The organism is Rhizobium sp. RAF36 (genome assembly GCF_052114105.1).
Lineage (GTDB): Bacteria > Pseudomonadota > Alphaproteobacteria > Rhizobiales > Rhizobiaceae > Rhizobium.
Window position 1 is genome coordinate 752494 of the sequence record NZ_JBFREC010000001.1, and the last position, 16785, is coordinate 769278.

Below are 16785 nucleotides of genomic sequence, written 5' to 3' on the forward strand. Positions count from 1 at the left end.
CGCGGGATCAGACCTTGGCGCTGGCTGCGATCAACATGAAGGCAGGGATGTCGTCGCCGAAACCAACCGGTGTCGGACCGTCATCGTGGTCGCGGTAGCGGCGGCGGTCGCGAGAGTCGTCGTTTGCCGGATAGGGCCGAGTGTTGCGCGCGTTGTTGTGCTGCTTGTTCTCTGCCTTGCGCTCTTGCTTCACGCTTTCGACCTTTACTGGGGCTGGTGCTGCGACTTCGATGATTTCTGCGGTAGTATGTTCGACGGCGGTATCAGATTTATGACCCGAAGCGCCACGGCCCTTGCCGCGGCCGCGATCGCGATCGCGGCTCTTGTCGCCACGGCCGCCGCGTCCCGGACGATCCGTCTCCTTGCTTTCCTCTGCGGGAGGCAAGGCGCTGAGATCGCCGTTCAGCCATTCGACCTTTTCGCCGATCAGCTTTTCGATCGCATCGGTGAATTTCATATCGCGCTTGGTCACCAGCGTGAAGGCGGCGCCGGAGCGGCCTGCACGGCCGGTACGGCCAATACGGTGAACGTAATCTTCCGAATGGATCGGTACATCGAAGTTGAAAACGTGGCTGACATCCGGGATGTCGAGGCCGCGGGCCGCGACGTCGGACGCGACTAGAAGCTGGAGCTGACCGTCGCGGAAGTTCTGCAGCATGGTGGTGCGCGAACGCTGGTCCATATCGCCATGCAGCGCGCCGACGGAGAAGCCGTGCCGCTCCAGCGAGCGGAACAGATCGGCCACATCCACCTTGCGATTGCAGAAGATGATGGCGTTCTTCAGCTCTTCCTGGGCGCGCACGAGATCACGCAGGGTAGCGCGCTTCTCATAATCCTTGCCATGGGTGGCGACGAAACGCTGGGTGATGGTCTTCGAAGCGGAAGCCGGCTTGGCGACTTCGATGCGCTCCGGGTTCTGCAGGAAGCGGTCTGCCAGCTTCTGGATCTCCGGCGGCATGGTGGCCGAGAAGAACAGCGTCTGGCGGGTGAACGGGATCATCTTGGCGATGCGTTCGATATCCGGAATGAAGCCCATGTCGAGCATGCGGTCGGCTTCATCGATGACGAAGATCTCGACGCCGCTCATCAGCAGCTTGCCGCGCTCGAAATGGTCGAGCAGGCGGCCGGGCGTGCAGATCAGAACGTCGGCGCCGCGCTCAAGCTTGCGGTCCTGTTCTTCGAAGGACACGCCGCCGATCAGAAGGGCGACGTTCAAACGGTGGTTCTTGCCGTATTTCTCGAAATTCTCGGCGACCTGGGCCGCGAGTTCGCGGGTCGGCTCGAGAATCAGCGTGCGGGGCATGCGGGCGCGGGCACGGCCCTTTTCCAGCAGCGACAACATCGGCAGAACGAAGGACGCCGTCTTGCCCGTACCCGTCTGCGCAATGCCGCAAATGTCGCGGCGCTGCAGGGCGAACGGGATTGCGCCCGCCTGAATAGGGGTAGGGATCGTGTAGCCGGCGTCGGTAACGGCGGAAAGCACTTTTTGGCTCAAGCCAAGATCAGCAAATGTCGTCAAAGGGAAAACTATTTCCGTTCAGGTTCGGCCGAACTCTGGCTGAGTCGGCGGGATTGCATGCCGCAATGCAGCGCGACATATTCCCAAACGGCTTGCAAGTCAAGGAATACGGGCCTTGCAGCCCTTGCACAGGTAAAGCTGTGGTTACTGCCTTTGGTTATTTTATATAGGTCGCCAATTTCAACCCTGCATTCATGAAATACATCGGGTCTACGGCGCGGCCGTTCTGGCGTACTTCATAGTGCAAATGCGTGCCGGTGGAGCGGCCGGTGCTACCGGCAAGGCCGATAACATCGCCACGATCGACGGTGTCGCCGACCTTTACCAGGATCTGCGACATGTGCCCATAGCGGGTGGAAATGCCGTTGCCGTGATCGACTTCCACCATGTTGCCATAGCCACCCGTCCAGCCGGCGGTGATGACCTTGCCTGCGGCCGTTGGGCGAACCTTTTCGCCAGGGGCAAAGCGGAAGTCGATGCCGGAATGAAGTGCCAGCCGGCCGAGGAACGGATCGCGGCGATTGCCGAAGGGGCTTGTGATGTCCTTGCCGATGCCGGGATTGCGGAAGGGCAGGGATTCGGCGGTGTTACGCACGGTCTCGAGCCGTGTCAGCGCGGTGTCGAGTTGCACCAGGGAATTGTCGAAATCGTCTTCGCTCTCCGGCTCGACATAAGGGCCGCCGATGGCGCTGTCGTCATCGCCGACTTTTGCCGTCTGCTGCGGGACTGAAATGCTGAAGCGGTTCAGGACGCTGGAAATGGCATCGGCGGCATCGCCTGCATCGGCTGTCAGTTGATCGACCCGCGAACGCTGGTCTTCCTCGACGCCTTTCAGCGACAGCGTGACCTTGGAAAACAGACGGTCGGCGCGGTCGCCGACGGTTTCAGGTGCGGGAACATAGGCAAGGGTGGTATTGTCAGGCGTGGCGTCCGCCGGTTCGCTGCCGCCTGAAAGCATCTTGTTGATCGCTGCGGCGCCGCCCGAAAGCGATGCGCGCTTGTCCTTGGTATCGGGGACGAAGGACTGGACCGGCGCCTGCACGTCCTTGTCCGTCAGGCCGGAGCTTTCGGCCCGGTCGAGCAGCGATCCGAGTTTCCCATGGCGCGAGGTCAGCGCCATCTGCTGTTCCATCAGCTTGTCGACCTTGTCCTCGACAACCTGCTGATCGAGCAGCTGGCGGGAGGTGACGCGGTCGACCTGGGCACGCAAGGCTGCGATCCGGTCTTCGTAATCGTGCTGCATCCGGGCCTGGCGGGCCATGGTGGCGCCGATCAGATCGTCGCGGAGTACGAGATAGGAGGTTGCGAGCAGATAGCCGATGGCGAACACACCCACGAAGCAGAAGGCAAGCGCGGCCATCCAGGGCTTGACCGTCATGTGGCGGACCTTGTCGCCGCTTGCCAGAATGAGGATATGTTCCTGTGAACGCTTGCCGAATACGCGCTGGTGCTGTGCATGCGTCACGGAGAATCTCCCAATTGATGCGCCCGTGCTTCAATTGGGTTGATTACACACTGTTAAGGTTAACAAATTACTTCGGCCATGGAGCCGGCGCACGCAACGGTTCAGCCGCTGCTTGTCGATGTCAATGAACGGTAGAATGATGGTGTCAGTCCGGCTTCGGCACGCGCCAGGTCGTTGAAAGGCGGTTTCAGCGGGCCGCGGAAGTTTGCCCGGACGAGCTCTCGGAAGGTCTGAGCGGGATCTCGGCGTTCGCGGGCGCAGAGGAAGCGGAACCACTTGGCGCCGATCGCAACATGGCCCTTTTCATCGTTGTAGATCACATCGAGGATGGCGGCGCTTTCAAGGTCGCCGGTTTCGCGCATCTTCGCCTGCAGCGACGGCGTGACGTCGAGGCCGCGTGCTTCGAGAATGAGTGGGACGACGGCGAGCCGGGCGGTCAGGTCGTTGCGGGTGGAGTGCGCCGCCTGCCAGAGCCCGTCATGGGCCGGAACATCGCCGTAGTCGGCGCCGAGGTCTCGCAGCCTGTCGCGGACCATGCGGAAATGCTTGGCTTCCTCGAAGGCAACCTGCATCCAACCGTCGAAGAAGGAGTTCGGCACCGGTTCGGTGGCGAAGCGGGCGACGATGTCGAGGGCCAGATCGACGGCGTTGAGTTCGATATGGGCGATCGAATGAAGCAGGGCGATACGGCCGTGAACCGTGTGCAGCGAGCGCTTCTCAACCTGGGTCGGCGGAACAAGCTTGGGTTTCTCCGGGCGGCCCGGCCGCTCCGGCAATGGGGGATCGAGCGGCGAGCGCAGCGAAATCCGGCGCTCGAACCAGCGCGTCGCTGCTTCCTGGGCGAGCTCCGTCTTCCTGTCGAGATCGGCGGAGCGGATGGCGTCGATCGCGCCACCTCGCAACGACGTCATCGTCAGTGCGGTCATGCGGCGAGGTTCTTGACGGCCTGCAACACTGCCTCTGCATGGCCGGGCACTTTGACCTTCTGCCAGATGGTGGCAATGGTGCCGTCGGCGCGGATCAGGAAGGTGGTGCGCTCGACGCCCATATAGGTGCGGCCGTACATGCTCTTCTGTTTCCACACGCCATAGGTCTGCAGCACGGTCTTTTCCTCATCCGAAGCAAGCGCGACGGCGAGGCTATGTTTCCTGATGAAACGCTCGTGGCATTTGACCGAGTCGGGCGACATGCCGACGAGCCCGGCACCGGCCTTTTCGAATTCGCCCGCGAGTTCCGTGAAGCCGATCGATTCGGCGGTGCAGCCCGCCGTGTCATCTTTCGGATAGAAGAACAGAACCAGAGGTTTGCCCCTGAATTCTGCGAGCGATACGCGGCCGCCGCCATCACGCGGGAGGTCGAAGTCCGGGGCTTCGGCGCCGATGCCGATATCCGCCATGTGGAAACCTTTCTTTTGCCGGGTTTATGGGTGACACTTAACCCAGCCGATATATATTGGGCGAGTACCGGGCGAGCTAGACCGGAAAGTGGAATTTAAGGAGTTACCCAAGACGTATGTCGGCGATCCGCGGCGAAAAAGTTACGTTTCGCAAGAAAGACATCGTCGCCTTGCATGAACTCCCTTCGGCCCAAACCGAAGATCCCATGATCGTGCATTGCCCGCCGCCGCGCTCCAAGCTGCGGCGCACCGCCGGATGGACCGGCGGATGTTTTGCCGTGCTTGTCCTCATTCTGGCTGTCATCGCCGCCGTCATCGAAAGCGGAATGGTCGATCAGACGCTCTCGAAGCAGGCGCAGATGGCGCTCAATTCGGCGATCGGTCCGCGATACAGGGCCGAGGTCGGATCGACCGTGATCCGTTTCACCTCCGGTCTTCGGCTGGCTCTCGAAGCGCGTAACGTCAACATGATCGACCAGCAAAGCGGCCAGCATCTGTCGACGACAGGTGCAATGCGCATGGCTCTCAATCCGCTGGCGCTGTTTCGCGGGCGGATAGCGATTGCCGATGTCGAGGCCGAGGATATTGCACTCGATACGGCGCTTCTGCCTTCCGGCAATCCGGTAAAGCTCGAAAATCTGCGGGTCGATCAGATCCCTGAGGCGCTGGAAGCGGCTTTCTCCCATCTTGACCTGTTCGACAGTTTCGCACAGCGGGGCGGTACGGACAGCATCCGTATTTCAGGCATCGACATCAAGATCGCCGACACCGCCAACGGGCCGCTGTCGATCGTTGTCGATGATCTCGTTTTTTCCCGTCCTTCGGCAACCGCGCTGCATCTGGCCGGTCAGATCTCGATCAACGGCGAGCCGGCGATGCTCGATGTCCAGGCCGACAACGGCGACGGCAAGACCCAGCGCTTTACCGCCAAGCTCAGCCACGCCGATGTCACGCCGTTTGCCATCAAGCGGAACGTACTTGGCGAGATCCGGCAGGGGGTCAATGCATTTGCCGATTTTACGGTGTCGGCAGCGAGAGACGGCGAGGGTACCGATCCCGCGCTGAGCGCCGGCATTACGCTTGCGCCCGGTCTGATCTATGTCGACGGCGACCAGCAGGAACTCACCAGCGGGCAGATCAATCTCGATTACGACTTCAAGAAGCAGACGATCGAGATCGCCAAGTCACACGGGCAGTTCGGCGCCACGTCGGTGCCGTTCAACGGTGCGCTGATCGATCTCGACCGGCTCGATCCAGCGGCCGGCAAGGGTTTCGGGGTCGATCTCCTGGTCAGCGGCGGCAGCGCTTCGCCCGTTGGCTCCGGTGAGCAGCCGGTGCCCTTCGATATCCAGGCTAGCGGCCGCTTAATGGTCGCTACCCGCGAATTGCAATTCCCGGGCATCACGGCCTCCAGTCCACTTGGACAGCTTTACGGCGCTCTGCATGTGAAATTCGGCAACGTCTCGCCGGAGATAAGCTTTGCCGGGCAGTCGCAGCAATTGCAGACGGCGGCGATCAAGCAGCTCTGGCCGTTCTGGATGGCGCCGAAGGCGCGCGACTGGGTGTTGAAGAACCTGTTCGGCGGAACGGTGAGCGATGCCTCGATTTCGGTCTTCATCCCCTTCGGCAGGCTGGACGAGGCTGTCGGCAAGGGGCTGAAGCTTGACGAGAACCAGATCAAGATCGATTTCGATATCGCCAATGCGCGGATGAACGTTGCCGGCGATATTCCGCCGATCCGCGATACGGCGGCGCATTTCGATCTCAAGGGACCGCGGGCGACGGTGTCGATCAAAAGCGGGCGGTCGTTCTTTCCGTCCGGGCGTACGGTGGATCTCGGCGAAGGCACGTTCGTGCTGCCGGCGACTTACGACAAGCCGCTGATGGCGGAGATGCAGCTTGCCATATCGGGGGCTGCCGATGCCGTCGGCGAACTGCTTACCTATAAGCCCGTGCAGGTGCTGCAGCGCGCCAACCTCGTGCCGCAGGATCTCAGCGGCAAGATCAGCGCGACGGTACAGGCCCGTTTCGGACTGGTCAGCGCCCAGAACCCGCCACCACCGGACTGGAAGGCGTCGATGCAGCTTTCGGGCGTCGATGTCGCCAAGCCGGTATCCGGCCGCAAGATCACCAATCTCGATGGCACGCTCAACGCTGATCCGAAACAGGTCACGCTCGACGGCAAGGGGCAGATCGACGGCGTTCCCGCTGATATTTCGCTGCTGGAGCCGGTCGACAAGAATTCGGGCATCTCGCCGGAGCGCGAAATCACCGCGACATTGACCAACGACCAGCGTGAAAAACTGTTGCCCGGTCTGTCAGGCATCATCGACGGCAGCATCAAGGTAGAGCTGACGCGGATCGACAACGACCGTCAGGCCGTCAGTATCGACCTGTCGCGCTCGACGCTGCAGCTTCCGTGGATCGGATGGTCGAAAGGCGCGGGCATTCCGGCTGGGGCGGACTTCGAGATATCCGGTCCGGCAGACAATACGCAGGTCAAGAATTTCAAGTTGAAGGGTGACGGTTTTGGCGCCAGCGGTTCGCTCGTGGTCAGCAAGGGCGGACTCACTTCTGCGACATTCGATAGCGTGAAATTGTCGTCGCTCGACGATTTCGCAATCTCCATCCGCCGCGCCAAGGGTGTCTTCGAAGTCTCGGTTTCTGGCGATACCGCGGATGCGCGGCCGATCCTGGCCAGGTTGAAGAACGGCCAGAACGGTAGCGGCGACGGCGACGGGAAGTCCGACAGCGGCGGCGACATCACTGTGCGCGCCAAACTCGGACAGGTGGTCGGCTTCAATGACGAGCGTCTGCGCAGCCTCGATGCGCTCTACATGATGCGCGACGGCGATCTGCAGGTCCTCAACCTTTCAGGCGTGACCGATAGCGGCGAGGCGGTAGTCACGCAGATGAAGGACGGGCGGATCCTGAACGTCACGACCGGTGACGCTGGCTCCGTGTCGCGCTTTGCCGATTTTTACAAGCATATGCGCGGCGGGCTGCTCAACATGACGGTGCGCTTCGGCAATGGCGGCTGGGATGGTTCTGCCGATGTCCGGCGGTTTTCGATCGTCAATGAAGACAGGCTGCATTCGATCGTCTCGACCCCTGTCGGCCAGGACCAGCGAAGCCTGAATTCGGCGGTCAAGCGCGATATCGATACATCGGCACAGCGCTTCCAGCGCGGCTTTGCCCGCATCGTGTCGCAGAACGGCATTATCAGCATCGAGAACGGTGTGGTGCGCGGCGAGCAGATCGGCGCGACCTTTCAGGGCACCATCCGCGATCCGAAAGGCAATATGGACATGACCGGTACCTTCATGCCGGCCTATGGGCTGAACCGCCTCTTCGCAGAATTGCCGGTTATCGGCATCATTCTCGGCAACGGTTCCGATCGCGGCCTGATCGGCATCACCTTCAAGCTGACGGGCAAGTTCGACAAGCCGAACCTGCAGATCAATCCGCTGTCGATCATCGCGCCCGGCGTCTTCCGCAACATCTTCGAATTCCAATAAAAAAGCCGGCGCGAGGCCGGCTTTCGATGATGGCTGATTGCCCGCCTATCAGGCAGCGGGACGGATCAGTATGTGCTTCTTCTTGCCGAGCGACAGCTTGATGACGCCATCGGCGGTGATCTCGCTGTTGCCGATCACCTTGCGCTCATCGCTGACGGCCTGATCGTTGATGCGGATTGCGCCGCCCTGGACATGACGACGCGCCTCGCCGTTCGATGCGGCGAGGCCGGCGCGGACGATCAGGGAGAGCAGGCCGAGACCGGCATCCAGTTCGGCGGATGGAATTTCGACCGACGGAAGATTGTCGGAAAGCGCGCCTTCCTCGAAGGTCTTGCGGGCGGTTTCAGCTGCCTGCTCGGCCGCTGCACGGCCATGCAGGATAGCCGTCACTTCGGTCGCGAGGATCTTCTTGACCTCGTTCAGCTCTGCGCCGCCGATCGCCGAGAGGCGGGCGATTTCATCCATCGGCAGGGTGGTGAACAGCTTGAGGAAGCGCGGAACATCGGCATCCTCGGTGTTGCGCCAGTACTGCCAGAAGTCATAGACCGGCAGCAGTTCGGCATTCAGCCACACGGCGCCCGAGGCCGACTTGCCCATCTTGGCGCCCGAGGAGGTGGTCAAAAGCGGCGAGGTCAGCGCGTAGAGCTGCTCTGTCCCCATGCGGTGACCGAGATCGATACCGTTGATAATGTTGCCCCACTGGTCAGAACCGCCCATCTGCAGGCGGCAGTCGTAGCGCTTGGCAAGCTCGACGAAGTCGTAGGCCTGAAGGATCATGTAGTTGAATTCGAGGAAGGACAGCGACTGTTCGCGGTCGAGGCGCGTCTTGACGCTGTCGAAGGACAGCATGCGGTTGACCGAGAAGTGACGGCCGACATCGCGCAGGAATTCGAGGTAGTTCAGCGAGCGGAGCCACTCGGCATTGTTGATCATCAGCGCCGCATTGGCAGGCTTGCCGTAGTCGAGGTAGTTCGAGAAGCAGCGCTTGATCGAGGCGATATTGTCTTCGATCATGTCGATCGTCATCAGCTTGCGCGCTTCCTCCTTGAACGAGGGGTCGCCGACCATGCCGGTGCCGCCGCCCATCAGCGAGATCGGACGATGGCCGGTCGCCTGGAACCAGTGCAGCATCATGATCTGCGTCAGGTGGCCGACGTGAAGGCTCGAGGCCGTCGGGTCATAGCCGATATAAGCCGTCACGGTTTCCTTGGCGAGAAGATCGTCGAGGCCGGATTCATCGGAGATCTGATGAATGAAGCCGCGCTCTTTCAGAGTGCGCAGGAAATCGGATTTGAACTCGGACATGAACTTCGTCTCTTGAGGCTTCGGAGGGAATTGCGATCGGCACTTGTTGAAGCGCCGCGGCGCGTTTAGCACTGTTTTGCCGAAAGTGCACTATTCGGCCGCAGAGTTTTTGGAGGAAGCATGCCCGGAGTGAGAACCGCGATCGGCCTGATGAGCGGCACGTCGATGGACGGTATCGATGTGGCTCTGCTCCGGACGGACGGCGCGGGCGTCGTCGAGCGCGGGCCGTTTCTGGGCGTCGGCTATGATGCTTCATTCCGCAACCGGCTGAAACTAGCGCTCGAACAGGCAAAGACGATCAGGAAGCGAAGCGAACGGCCGGGTGATCTCGCTGACATCGAGCGCGAGCTGACGCTACGGCATGTGGCTGCCGTTAGGAAATTTCTCGACACGAACGGGATCGCGGCCGGAGCGGTGGATGTGCTCGGTTTTCACGGCCAGACCATTCTGCATCGTCCAGACGAGGCGCTGACCGTCCAGATCGGCGATGGCGCGCTGCTGGCGAATGAAACCGGGATTGCCACGGTTTTCGACATGCGCGCCAACGACATGGTGCATGGCGGACAGGGTGCACCGCTGGTTCCCGCCTATCACGCGGCACTGGCTGCCAACATAGACGGCGCCAAACTGCCGGTCTGTTTCGTCAATATCGGCGGGATCTCGAACCTGACCTATGTCGGTGCTGACGGGACGGTGATCGCCTATGACAGCGGTCCCGGCAATACGCTGATCGACCAGTGGGTGGAGACGCATGCCGGCATTCCCTTCGATCAGGGCGGGATGATCGCCTCGGAGGGGCGTATCGCCGATGATCTGGCAGAGCGCTATCTCGCGAGCCCGTTCTTTACTGCCGCGAAACGCCGCTCGCTCGACCGCAACGATTTTCTGCCGCCTTCAGGTAGCGATGTGGAGCTCGCCGATGGCGCACGCACGCTTGCCTATGTGGCCGCTGCCTCGATCATCAAATCCGCCGGTCACCTTCCGGTGACGCCTGCGCTCTATGTGATCTGTGGCGGCGGGCGGCTGAACCGGGTGATCATGCGTGACCTGACGCAACTCGCTGCGAGGCAGGACGCAGCGGTGATTTCCGCCGAGGATGCCGGTTTCAATGGTGATGCGATGGAAGCGGAGGCCTGGGCCTATCTGGCAGTCCGCTCGCTCGAAGGATTGCCGCTGACCTATCCGGGAACGACGGGTGTGCGGGAGCCTGTCAGTGGTGGAGTGCTTGCGGAGGTGAGACGTGGAGACCATTCTCGAGACTGAACGGACGCGCCTCGTGATGTGGCAGCCGGATGATGCGCGGCTGGTGCATGACCTGCATTCGACCATGGCGACGAGCCGCTTCATGTCCGGTGGCGAGCCTTGGAACATGACGCGCTGCGAGGAACGGATCGGTCAATGGTTTCGTGAACAGGCAGAGGACGGGACGACGAAATACAAGGTTCTCAGCAGGGACGATGGCCGCTTTATCGGGCGCGCGGGGATATCGCTGCACGATCGGGAAACCGGCGAATACGAGATGGGTTACGCGTTTCGCGAAGATGAGTGGGGCAATGGCTTTGCGACGGAAGTGGCCCGGGCACTGATCGATTGGTTTTCGGCAAGAAACATGGGCCGGCTGATCGCCTTCACCCATCCGGACAATCATGCGTCGCAGCATGTTTTGCGAAAGGCCGGGATGCGGCAGATTGCGCCGCGCCATATTGATGGCTTCGTGGCGCCGACCTTCGAGATGGGCGCCACGAATAGCAATTCCTAGCGGATGCGCTTGGCAGCGGGTTCCGGCACCAGTTCGCCGTTCAGGCGGCGATCGAGGTAATCCTCGCATTCGGCCATCAGCGGCTCGACCTGGCCGTTGAAGAAGTGGTTGGCACCGGGCACCGTGCGGTGGGTGATCAGGATGCCCTTCTGGGTCTTCAGCTTCTCGACGAGGCCGTTGACGTCCTTTTCAGGCGCAACCTTGTCCGAATCGCCGTTGATGATCAGGCCCGAGGACGGGCAGGGCGCCAGGAACGAGAAGTCGTAGGTGTTCGGCTGCGGGGCAATCGACATGAAGCCTTCGATCTCCGGGCGGCGCATCAGAAGCTGCATGCCGATCCAGGAGCCGAAGGAATAGCCGGCAACCCAGCAGGTCTTCGAATCGGGATGCAGGCTCTGCACCCAGTCCAGCGCCGAAGCGGCATCCGAAAGTTCGCCGGCGCCGTGGTCGAATTCGCCCTGGCTGCGGCCGATGCCACGGAAATTGAAGCGCAGTGTCGTGAAGCCGCGCTTCTGGAACATGTAGAAGAGCTGGTAGACGATCTGATTGTTCATCGTGCCGCCGAACTGCGGGTGCGGATGCAGGATGAGGGCAATCGGGGCGCTTTTTTCCTTGGAGGGCTGGTAGCGGCCTTCAAGACGGCCGGCTGGGCCGTTGAAAATGACTTCGGGCATCGGTACTCCGGGTTTTATTTTCGCGTTCGGACTGCGCAGACTTGACGGACGTTGTCAGCTTTTCTAAAACGCAGTTTAGAACAATTCGAAACTTTGCATGGCAAGCCACGTCGTGTGGAACGTGTCATACGGCAAGCCCGACGGAAATTTCAAGAAAAATGAGCCGGGCGGCCAAAGCAGAAACCAAACGCAGGACCTGAGATCATGGCGTTGCCCCGCCTTTATCTTGATTGGAACGCGACGGCGCCACTGCATCCTGCAGTGCGCGAGGCCATGCTGCGCGCCATGGATCTGTTTGGCAATCCGAATTCCGTGCACGCCGAGGGCCGTGCCGTCAGGGCCGCGATCGAGGGCGCGCGCCGTCAGGTCGCAGCGCTTGTCGGCGCCGAGGCTTCGCATGTGGTGCTGACCAGCGGAGCCACGGAAGCGGCGAATATGGTGCTGACGCCGGAATTCCGCATGGGGCGCACGCCTCTCGCAGTCGGGCATCTCTATTATAGCGCCGTCGAACATCCGGCCGTGCGGGAGGTCGGACGCTTTTCGAAGGACAAGGCCAGCGAAATTCCGGTCACATCGGAAGGTGTGGTCGACCTTGAGGCGCTTCAGGCGCTGCTGGCCAATCATGACGTGGCGTCTGGCCTGCCGATGGTGGCGATCATGCTGGCCAATAACGAGACCGGCATCATCCAGCCGATCCGTGAGGCTGCAGAAATCGTCAAGGCGCATCGCGGGCTGCTGGTCGTCGATGCGGTTCAGGCGGCAGGCCGTGTCGAGATCGACATCAACACGCTTGGCGCCGACTTTTTGATCCTGTCGTCCCACAAGCTCGGAGGCCCGAAAGGTGCTGGCGCACTGGTGTCGCGCGGCGAAGTCCTGATGCCGAAGCCGCTGATCCATGGCGGCGGGCAGGAGAAGGGGCACCGCTCGGGGACAGAGAATTCACTGGCTACCGTTGGTTTCGGGGCCGCAGCCGCTGCGGCTCTTTCGGACTTTGCCGAACGGAACGCGCGCATCGCGGCCTTGCAGCGCCATTTGGAAGACGGCATGCGCAGTGCAGCACCCGACGTCGTCATCTACGGTGCCGATGGTCCACGGGTGTCGAACACGACATTTTTCACGCTGCCCGGACTGAAAGCTGAGACAGGTCAGATCGCCTTCGATCTCGAAGGTGTGGCGATTTCGGCGGGTTCGGCCTGCTCATCGGGCAAGGTCGGCGAAAGCCATGTTCTCGTCGCCATGGGCCACGATCCGAAACTGGGCGCGCTGCGCATCTCGCTCGGCTTTGCGACCAGCGACGAAGACATAGACCGGGCGCTCGGCGCCTTTGCGAAAATTGCCGGGCGGCGAAGGCCGGCCGGAGAGGCGGCCTGAGCGCCTCAGAAAATTGCGGAAACGGAAATTTCCGCTTGCCATCAGGGCTGAAAAGGCCCTTTTGGCCCACTACATAAGGGGCAATCAAAAAAATGCCCGCACGACAGCCTGCCGGCCCTTTACCCGGCGAGATTGGAGAACGACATGCCAGCCGTACAAGAAACGGTTGATCGCGTCCGCGAGATTGACGTCGATCAGTACAAATACGGTTTCGAGACCATCATCGAAATGGACAAGGCACCCAAGGGCCTGTCCGAAGACATCATCCGCTTCATCTCTGCCAAGAAGCAAGAGCCGGAATGGATGCTGGAATCGCGCCTTGAGGCTTACAAGCGTTGGCTGACGATGGAAGAGCCCAGCTGGGCACGCGTCGATTATCCGAAGATCGATTTCAACGATCTCTATTACTATGCCGCGCCGAAGAGCACGCCAGGCCCGAAGTCGCTTGACGAAGTCGATCCCGAGATTCTCAAGGTCTACGAAAAGCTCGGCATTCCCTTGAAGGAACAGGAAATCCTGGCCGGCGTCGAAAAGCCCCGGATCGCCGTCGATGCCGTCTTCGACAGCGTCTCCGTCGTCACCACCTTCAAGGCGGAGCTGAAGAAGGCCGGCGTGATCTTCATGTCGATCTCCGAAGCGATCCGCGAGCACCCGGAGCTGGTTCAGAAGTATCTCGGCTCCGTCGTTCCGACATCAGACAACTACTATGCGACGCTGAACTCGGCTGTCTTCACCGACGGTTCGTTCGTCTTCGTTCCCAAGGGCGTTCGCTGCCCGATGGAACTGTCGACCTATTTCCGCATCAATGAGAAGAACACCGGCCAGTTCGAGCGGACGCTGATCATTGCCGAGGAAGGCGCCTATGTGTCCTACCTCGAAGGCTGCACGGCGCCGCAGCGCGATGAAAACCAGCTGCACGCGGCTGTCGTCGAGCTCGTTGCGCTCGATGATGCCGAGATCAAGTATTCGACCGTCCAGAACTGGTACCCGGGCGATGCACAGGGCAAGGGCGGCATCTACAACTTCGTCACCAAGCGCGGCGATTGCCGTGGCGACCGGTCGAAGATCTCGTGGACGCAGGTCGAGACCGGTTCTGCCATCACCTGGAAATACCCGTCTTGCATTCTGCGCGGTGACGATTCCAGAGGCGAGTTCTACTCGATCGCCGTTTCCAACGGTCATCAGCAGATCGATAGCGGCACCAAGATGATCCATCTCGGCAAGAACACGTCGAGCCGCATCGTTTCCAAGGGTATCGCCGCCGGCGTCTCGCAGAACACCTATCGCGGCCAGGTTTCGGCCCACCGCAAGGCGTCCAACGCCCGCAACTTCACGCAGTGTGACTCGCTGCTGATCGGCGACAAGTGCGGCGCTCACACGGTGCCCTATATCGAGGCGAAGAATTCGACGGCGCAGTTTGAGCACGAGGCGACCACCTCGAAAATCTCCGAAGACCAGCTGTTCTACTGCCTGCAGCGCGGCATCCCGACCGAAGCGGCGATCGCCCTGATCGTCAACGGCTTCGTCAAGGAAGTCCTGCAGGAACTGCCGATGGAATTCGCCGTCGAAGCGCAGAAGCTGATCAGCATCTCGCTCGAGGGGTCTGTCGGCTGACGCCGTCGCGATTGACTATTCAGGGGCGCGACTGAGAGCGCCCGTTTCCGAACGCTTTTATGGAAAAAGAACATGCTTGAAATCAAGAACCTGCACGCCCGCATCGCCGAAGACGGCACCGAGATCATTCGTGGTTTGAACCTGACGGTGAAGGCCGGCGAGATTGCTGCGATCATGGGGCCAAACGGCTCCGGCAAGTCGACGCTCTCCTACATCCTGTCGGGCCGCGAAGACTATGAAGTCACCGAGGGTGACATTCTCTATAACGGCGAGAGCATTCTCGAGCTCGACGCTGCGGAGCGTGCCTCCAAGGGCATTTTCCTCGCCTTCCAGTATCCGGTCGAGATTCCGGGCGTTGCCACCATGCAGTTTCTCAAGGTGGCGATGAACGAGCAGCGCAAGGCGCGCGGCGAAGACGAGCTGAAGACGCCTGATTTCATGCGCCTGGTGAAGGATGCGGCCGCCAAGCTGCAGATCAACACCGAGATGCTGAAGCGTCCGCTGAACGTCGGTTTCTCCGGCGGTGAAAAGAAGCGCGCGGAAATCCTGCAGATGGCGCTGTTGCAGCCGCAGCTTTGCATTCTCGACGAGACGGATAGCGGCCTCGACATCGACGCGCTCAAGATCGTGGCCGACGGCGTCAACGCGCTGCGTTCGCCGGATCGCGCCGTCATCGTCATCACCCACTACCAGCGCCTGCTCGATTACATCGTGCCTGACACCGTCCACGTTCTCTACAAGGGCCAGGTGATCAAGTCGGGTGACAAGACGCTGGCGCATGAGCTGGAAGCCAATGGCTATGCCGACATCATCGGAGCGGCAGCCTGATCGAGGCGGAAAGGACGACGTCCATGAACATGCAGACGACGAGCCGCCTGACTGCTGCGGAAGCAGCGCTGATCGAGGCTTTCAACAACCAGTTCGGCGAATTGCCGGGCGACGGCGCGGTCACCGCGACGCGCGACCGGCTGCTTGACGATCTGAAGAAGTCCGGCCTGCCGACGCGCCGCGTCGAGGCCTGGCATTATACCGACCTGAAGAACCTGCTGCGCGCGGTTCCGGCTGTTGCCGGCGACGCCGCGTCGAAGAGCGTGAAGCCGCTCGTCGAGGGATCCTCGGTGCTTTCGATCGTCCAGGGTCATGTCGATGCCAAGGCTTCGGTCCGCGATCTCGACGTCTCCAGCTACGCGCAGCATCTGCTCGACGGTTCGGCTGCGACGTCGCTTGGCGCTCTCGGCGCCGATGACGCGGTCGGCCGTATCAACGGCAGCTTTGTGCGCGACGGCTACGTGATCGACGTTGCCGATGGCACCGAACTCGAAAAGCCTCTCGAAATCGACATCGTCCATGCCGGCGGTCAGATCCATACGCGTCTGCCGGTGACTTTCGGCGCCAACGTCAAGGGGACCGTGATCGAACGTCACCTGACGGCGACATCGGATGCGGCGCTGGTGTCGCACGTCAGTGACATCACCATCGGCGAAGGCACCGAACTCACCTGGATCATCCTGCAGCAGCAGGGGGGCGACGACACGCATCTTGCCCAGATCCGCGTCGATCTCGGCGCCGACGCCAAGTTCAGGCTGTTCGTCATCAATGCCGGCGGCAAGTTGGTACGCCAGGAATTGCATATCAAGGCGACCGGCGAGGGTTCCGACCTGACGCTGCGCGGCATCAACCTGCTCGGCGGCGATACCCATACCGACGTCACCATGGTTCTCGGCCATAACGTTCCGAATACCGCTTCGACAGAGATCATCCGCAACGTCGTGTTCGACCGCGCCAAGGGCGTCTTCCAGGGCATGATCCGGGTTGCTCCGGACGCGCAGAAGACCGACGCCAAGATGGCCTGCAACACGCTGCTTATGTCGGATGATGCCGAGTTCTCGGTCAAGCCCGAGCTCGAAATCTTCGCCGACGACGTGCAGTGCGGCCATGGCGCCACGGTTGCCGATATCGACCACAACCATCTCTACTACCTGATGGCGCGCGGCATTCCGGAGAACAAGGCGCGGGCGATGCTCGTCAATGCCTTCGTCGCCGAGATCGTCGAGGAACTGGAAGACGAAGCCTTGGTCGAAGCGCTCGAGGGCGTGATCTCGGTCTGGCTCGAAAAGCACGCCTGAGGCCGCGAAGGAGGAGAACTCTCCTCTTTCGTCATGCT

13 protein-coding genes are annotated in these 16785 nt (G+C 61.2%); 7 read left to right on the plus strand and 6 right to left on the minus strand.

What is annotated here, in order from left to right; genetic code table 11:
- Positions 1-7: 7 nt before the first annotated feature.
- The 4 genes from AB4Z25_RS03740 to AB4Z25_RS03755 form a co-directional block, all read right to left on the minus strand.
- On the minus strand, positions 8-1519 hold the full coding sequence (locus tag AB4Z25_RS03740) for a DEAD/DEAH box helicase (RefSeq protein ID WP_112539218.1): 1512 nt from the start codon (positions 1517-1519) through the stop codon (positions 8-10).
- A 157-nt stretch (positions 1520-1676) separates the two neighbouring features.
- A complete protein-coding gene (locus AB4Z25_RS03745; RefSeq protein WP_112539217.1) occupies positions 1677-2984 on the minus strand; it encodes a M23 family metallopeptidase in 1308 nt (435 codons plus the stop codon).
- Between the two features lie 101 nt (positions 2985-3085).
- On the minus strand, positions 3086-3910 hold the full coding sequence (locus AB4Z25_RS03750) for a ferritin-like domain-containing protein (protein WP_112387282.1): 825 nt from the start codon (positions 3908-3910) through the stop codon (positions 3086-3088).
- Positions 3907-4380: a peroxiredoxin family protein gene (locus tag AB4Z25_RS03755; RefSeq protein ID WP_112539216.1), complete on the minus strand. Its 474-nt coding sequence runs from the start codon at positions 4378-4380 to the stop codon at positions 3907-3909. The genes AB4Z25_RS03750 and AB4Z25_RS03755 overlap by 4 nt, the downstream gene beginning before the upstream one ends.
- Positions 4381-4496: 116 nt before the next feature.
- Here AB4Z25_RS03755 and AB4Z25_RS03760 point away from each other — a divergent pair, with 116 nt between their 5' ends.
- Positions 4497-7898, plus strand: coding sequence for a YhdP family protein (locus tag AB4Z25_RS03760; protein WP_442207864.1), 3402 nt, complete (start codon positions 4497-4499; stop codon positions 7896-7898).
- Between the two features lie 48 nt (positions 7899-7946).
- Here AB4Z25_RS03760 and tyrS read toward each other — a convergent pair whose 3' ends face one another.
- Complete coding sequence (gene tyrS / locus AB4Z25_RS03765; protein ID WP_112539214.1) at positions 7947-9203, minus strand: tyrosine--tRNA ligase; 1257 nt, start codon at positions 9201-9203, stop codon at positions 7947-7949.
- 120 nt (positions 9204-9323) lie between these two features.
- On the opposite strand from tyrS, the gene AB4Z25_RS03770 reads away from it, so the two are divergent.
- On the plus strand, positions 9324-10466 hold the full coding sequence (locus AB4Z25_RS03770; RefSeq protein ID WP_442207865.1) for an anhydro-N-acetylmuramic acid kinase: 1143 nt from the start codon (positions 9324-9326) through the stop codon (positions 10464-10466).
- A gap of 16 nt (positions 10467-10482) precedes the next feature.
- A complete protein-coding gene (locus tag AB4Z25_RS03775; RefSeq protein WP_112539382.1) occupies positions 10483-10962 on the plus strand; it encodes a GNAT family N-acetyltransferase in 480 nt (159 codons plus the stop codon).
- On the opposite strand, the gene AB4Z25_RS03780 is transcribed toward AB4Z25_RS03775, so the two are convergent.
- Positions 10959-11636 carry an alpha/beta hydrolase gene (locus tag AB4Z25_RS03780; RefSeq protein ID WP_112516181.1) on the minus strand — a complete coding sequence of 226 codons (678 nt, stop codon included), beginning with the start codon at positions 11634-11636 and terminating at the stop codon, positions 10959-10961. The two genes, AB4Z25_RS03775 and AB4Z25_RS03780, sit on opposite strands and share 4 nt — an antisense overlap.
- A gap of 204 nt (positions 11637-11840) precedes the next feature.
- Between AB4Z25_RS03780 and AB4Z25_RS03785 the strand changes: the two genes are divergently transcribed.
- The 4 genes from AB4Z25_RS03785 (at position 11841) to sufD (ending at position 16747) form a co-directional block, all read left to right on the plus strand.
- Positions 11841-13007, plus strand: a complete 1167-nt coding sequence (locus AB4Z25_RS03785; RefSeq protein WP_112539213.1) for a cysteine desulfurase family protein — start codon at positions 11841-11843, stop codon at positions 13005-13007.
- A gap of 144 nt (positions 13008-13151) precedes the next feature.
- A complete protein-coding gene (gene sufB / locus AB4Z25_RS03790) occupies positions 13152-14621 on the plus strand; it encodes a Fe-S cluster assembly protein SufB (RefSeq protein ID WP_112539212.1) in 1470 nt (489 codons plus the stop codon).
- A 72-nt stretch (positions 14622-14693) separates the two neighbouring features.
- Positions 14694-15449, plus strand: coding sequence for a Fe-S cluster assembly ATPase SufC (gene sufC / locus AB4Z25_RS03795; protein ID WP_112539211.1), 756 nt, complete (start codon positions 14694-14696; stop codon positions 15447-15449).
- 23 nt (positions 15450-15472) lie between these two features.
- Positions 15473-16747 carry a Fe-S cluster assembly protein SufD gene (gene sufD / locus AB4Z25_RS03800; RefSeq protein ID WP_442207866.1) on the plus strand — a complete coding sequence of 425 codons (1275 nt, stop codon included), beginning with the start codon at positions 15473-15475 and terminating at the stop codon, positions 16745-16747.
- The last annotated feature ends 38 nt before the right edge of the window (positions 16748-16785 follow it).

What these genes read in the sequence shown, in the direction of transcription:
- AB4Z25_RS03785 (WP_112539213.1), top strand. Translation starts at nt 11,841, where the DNA reads ATGGCGTTGCCCCGCCTTTATCTTGATTGGAACGCGACGGCGCCACTG.
- sufB (WP_112539212.1), top strand. Translation starts at nt 13,152, where the DNA reads ATGCCAGCCGTACAAGAAACGGTTGATCGCGTCCGCGAGATTGACGTC.
- tyrS (WP_112539214.1), bottom strand. Translation starts at nt 9,203, where the DNA reads ATGTCCGAGTTCAAATCCGATTTCCTGCGCACTCTGAAAGAGCGCGGC.
- AB4Z25_RS03770 (WP_442207865.1), top strand. Translation starts at nt 9,324, where the DNA reads ATGCCCGGAGTGAGAACCGCGATCGGCCTGATGAGCGGCACGTCGATG.
- AB4Z25_RS03775 (WP_112539382.1), top strand. Translation starts at nt 10,483, where the DNA reads ATGTGGCAGCCGGATGATGCGCGGCTGGTGCATGACCTGCATTCGACC.
- sufC (WP_112539211.1), top strand. Translation starts at nt 14,694, where the DNA reads ATGCTTGAAATCAAGAACCTGCACGCCCGCATCGCCGAAGACGGCACC.
- AB4Z25_RS03755 (WP_112539216.1), bottom strand. Translation starts at nt 4,380, where the DNA reads ATGGCGGATATCGGCATCGGCGCCGAAGCCCCGGACTTCGACCTCCCG.
- AB4Z25_RS03760 (WP_442207864.1), top strand. Translation starts at nt 4,497, where the DNA reads ATGTCGGCGATCCGCGGCGAAAAAGTTACGTTTCGCAAGAAAGACATC.
- sufD (WP_442207866.1), top strand. Translation starts at nt 15,473, where the DNA reads ATGAACATGCAGACGACGAGCCGCCTGACTGCTGCGGAAGCAGCGCTG.
- AB4Z25_RS03780 (WP_112516181.1), bottom strand. Translation starts at nt 11,636, where the DNA reads ATGCCCGAAGTCATTTTCAACGGCCCAGCCGGCCGTCTTGAAGGCCGC.
- AB4Z25_RS03750 (WP_112387282.1), bottom strand. Translation starts at nt 3,910, where the DNA reads ATGACCGCACTGACGATGACGTCGTTGCGAGGTGGCGCGATCGACGCC.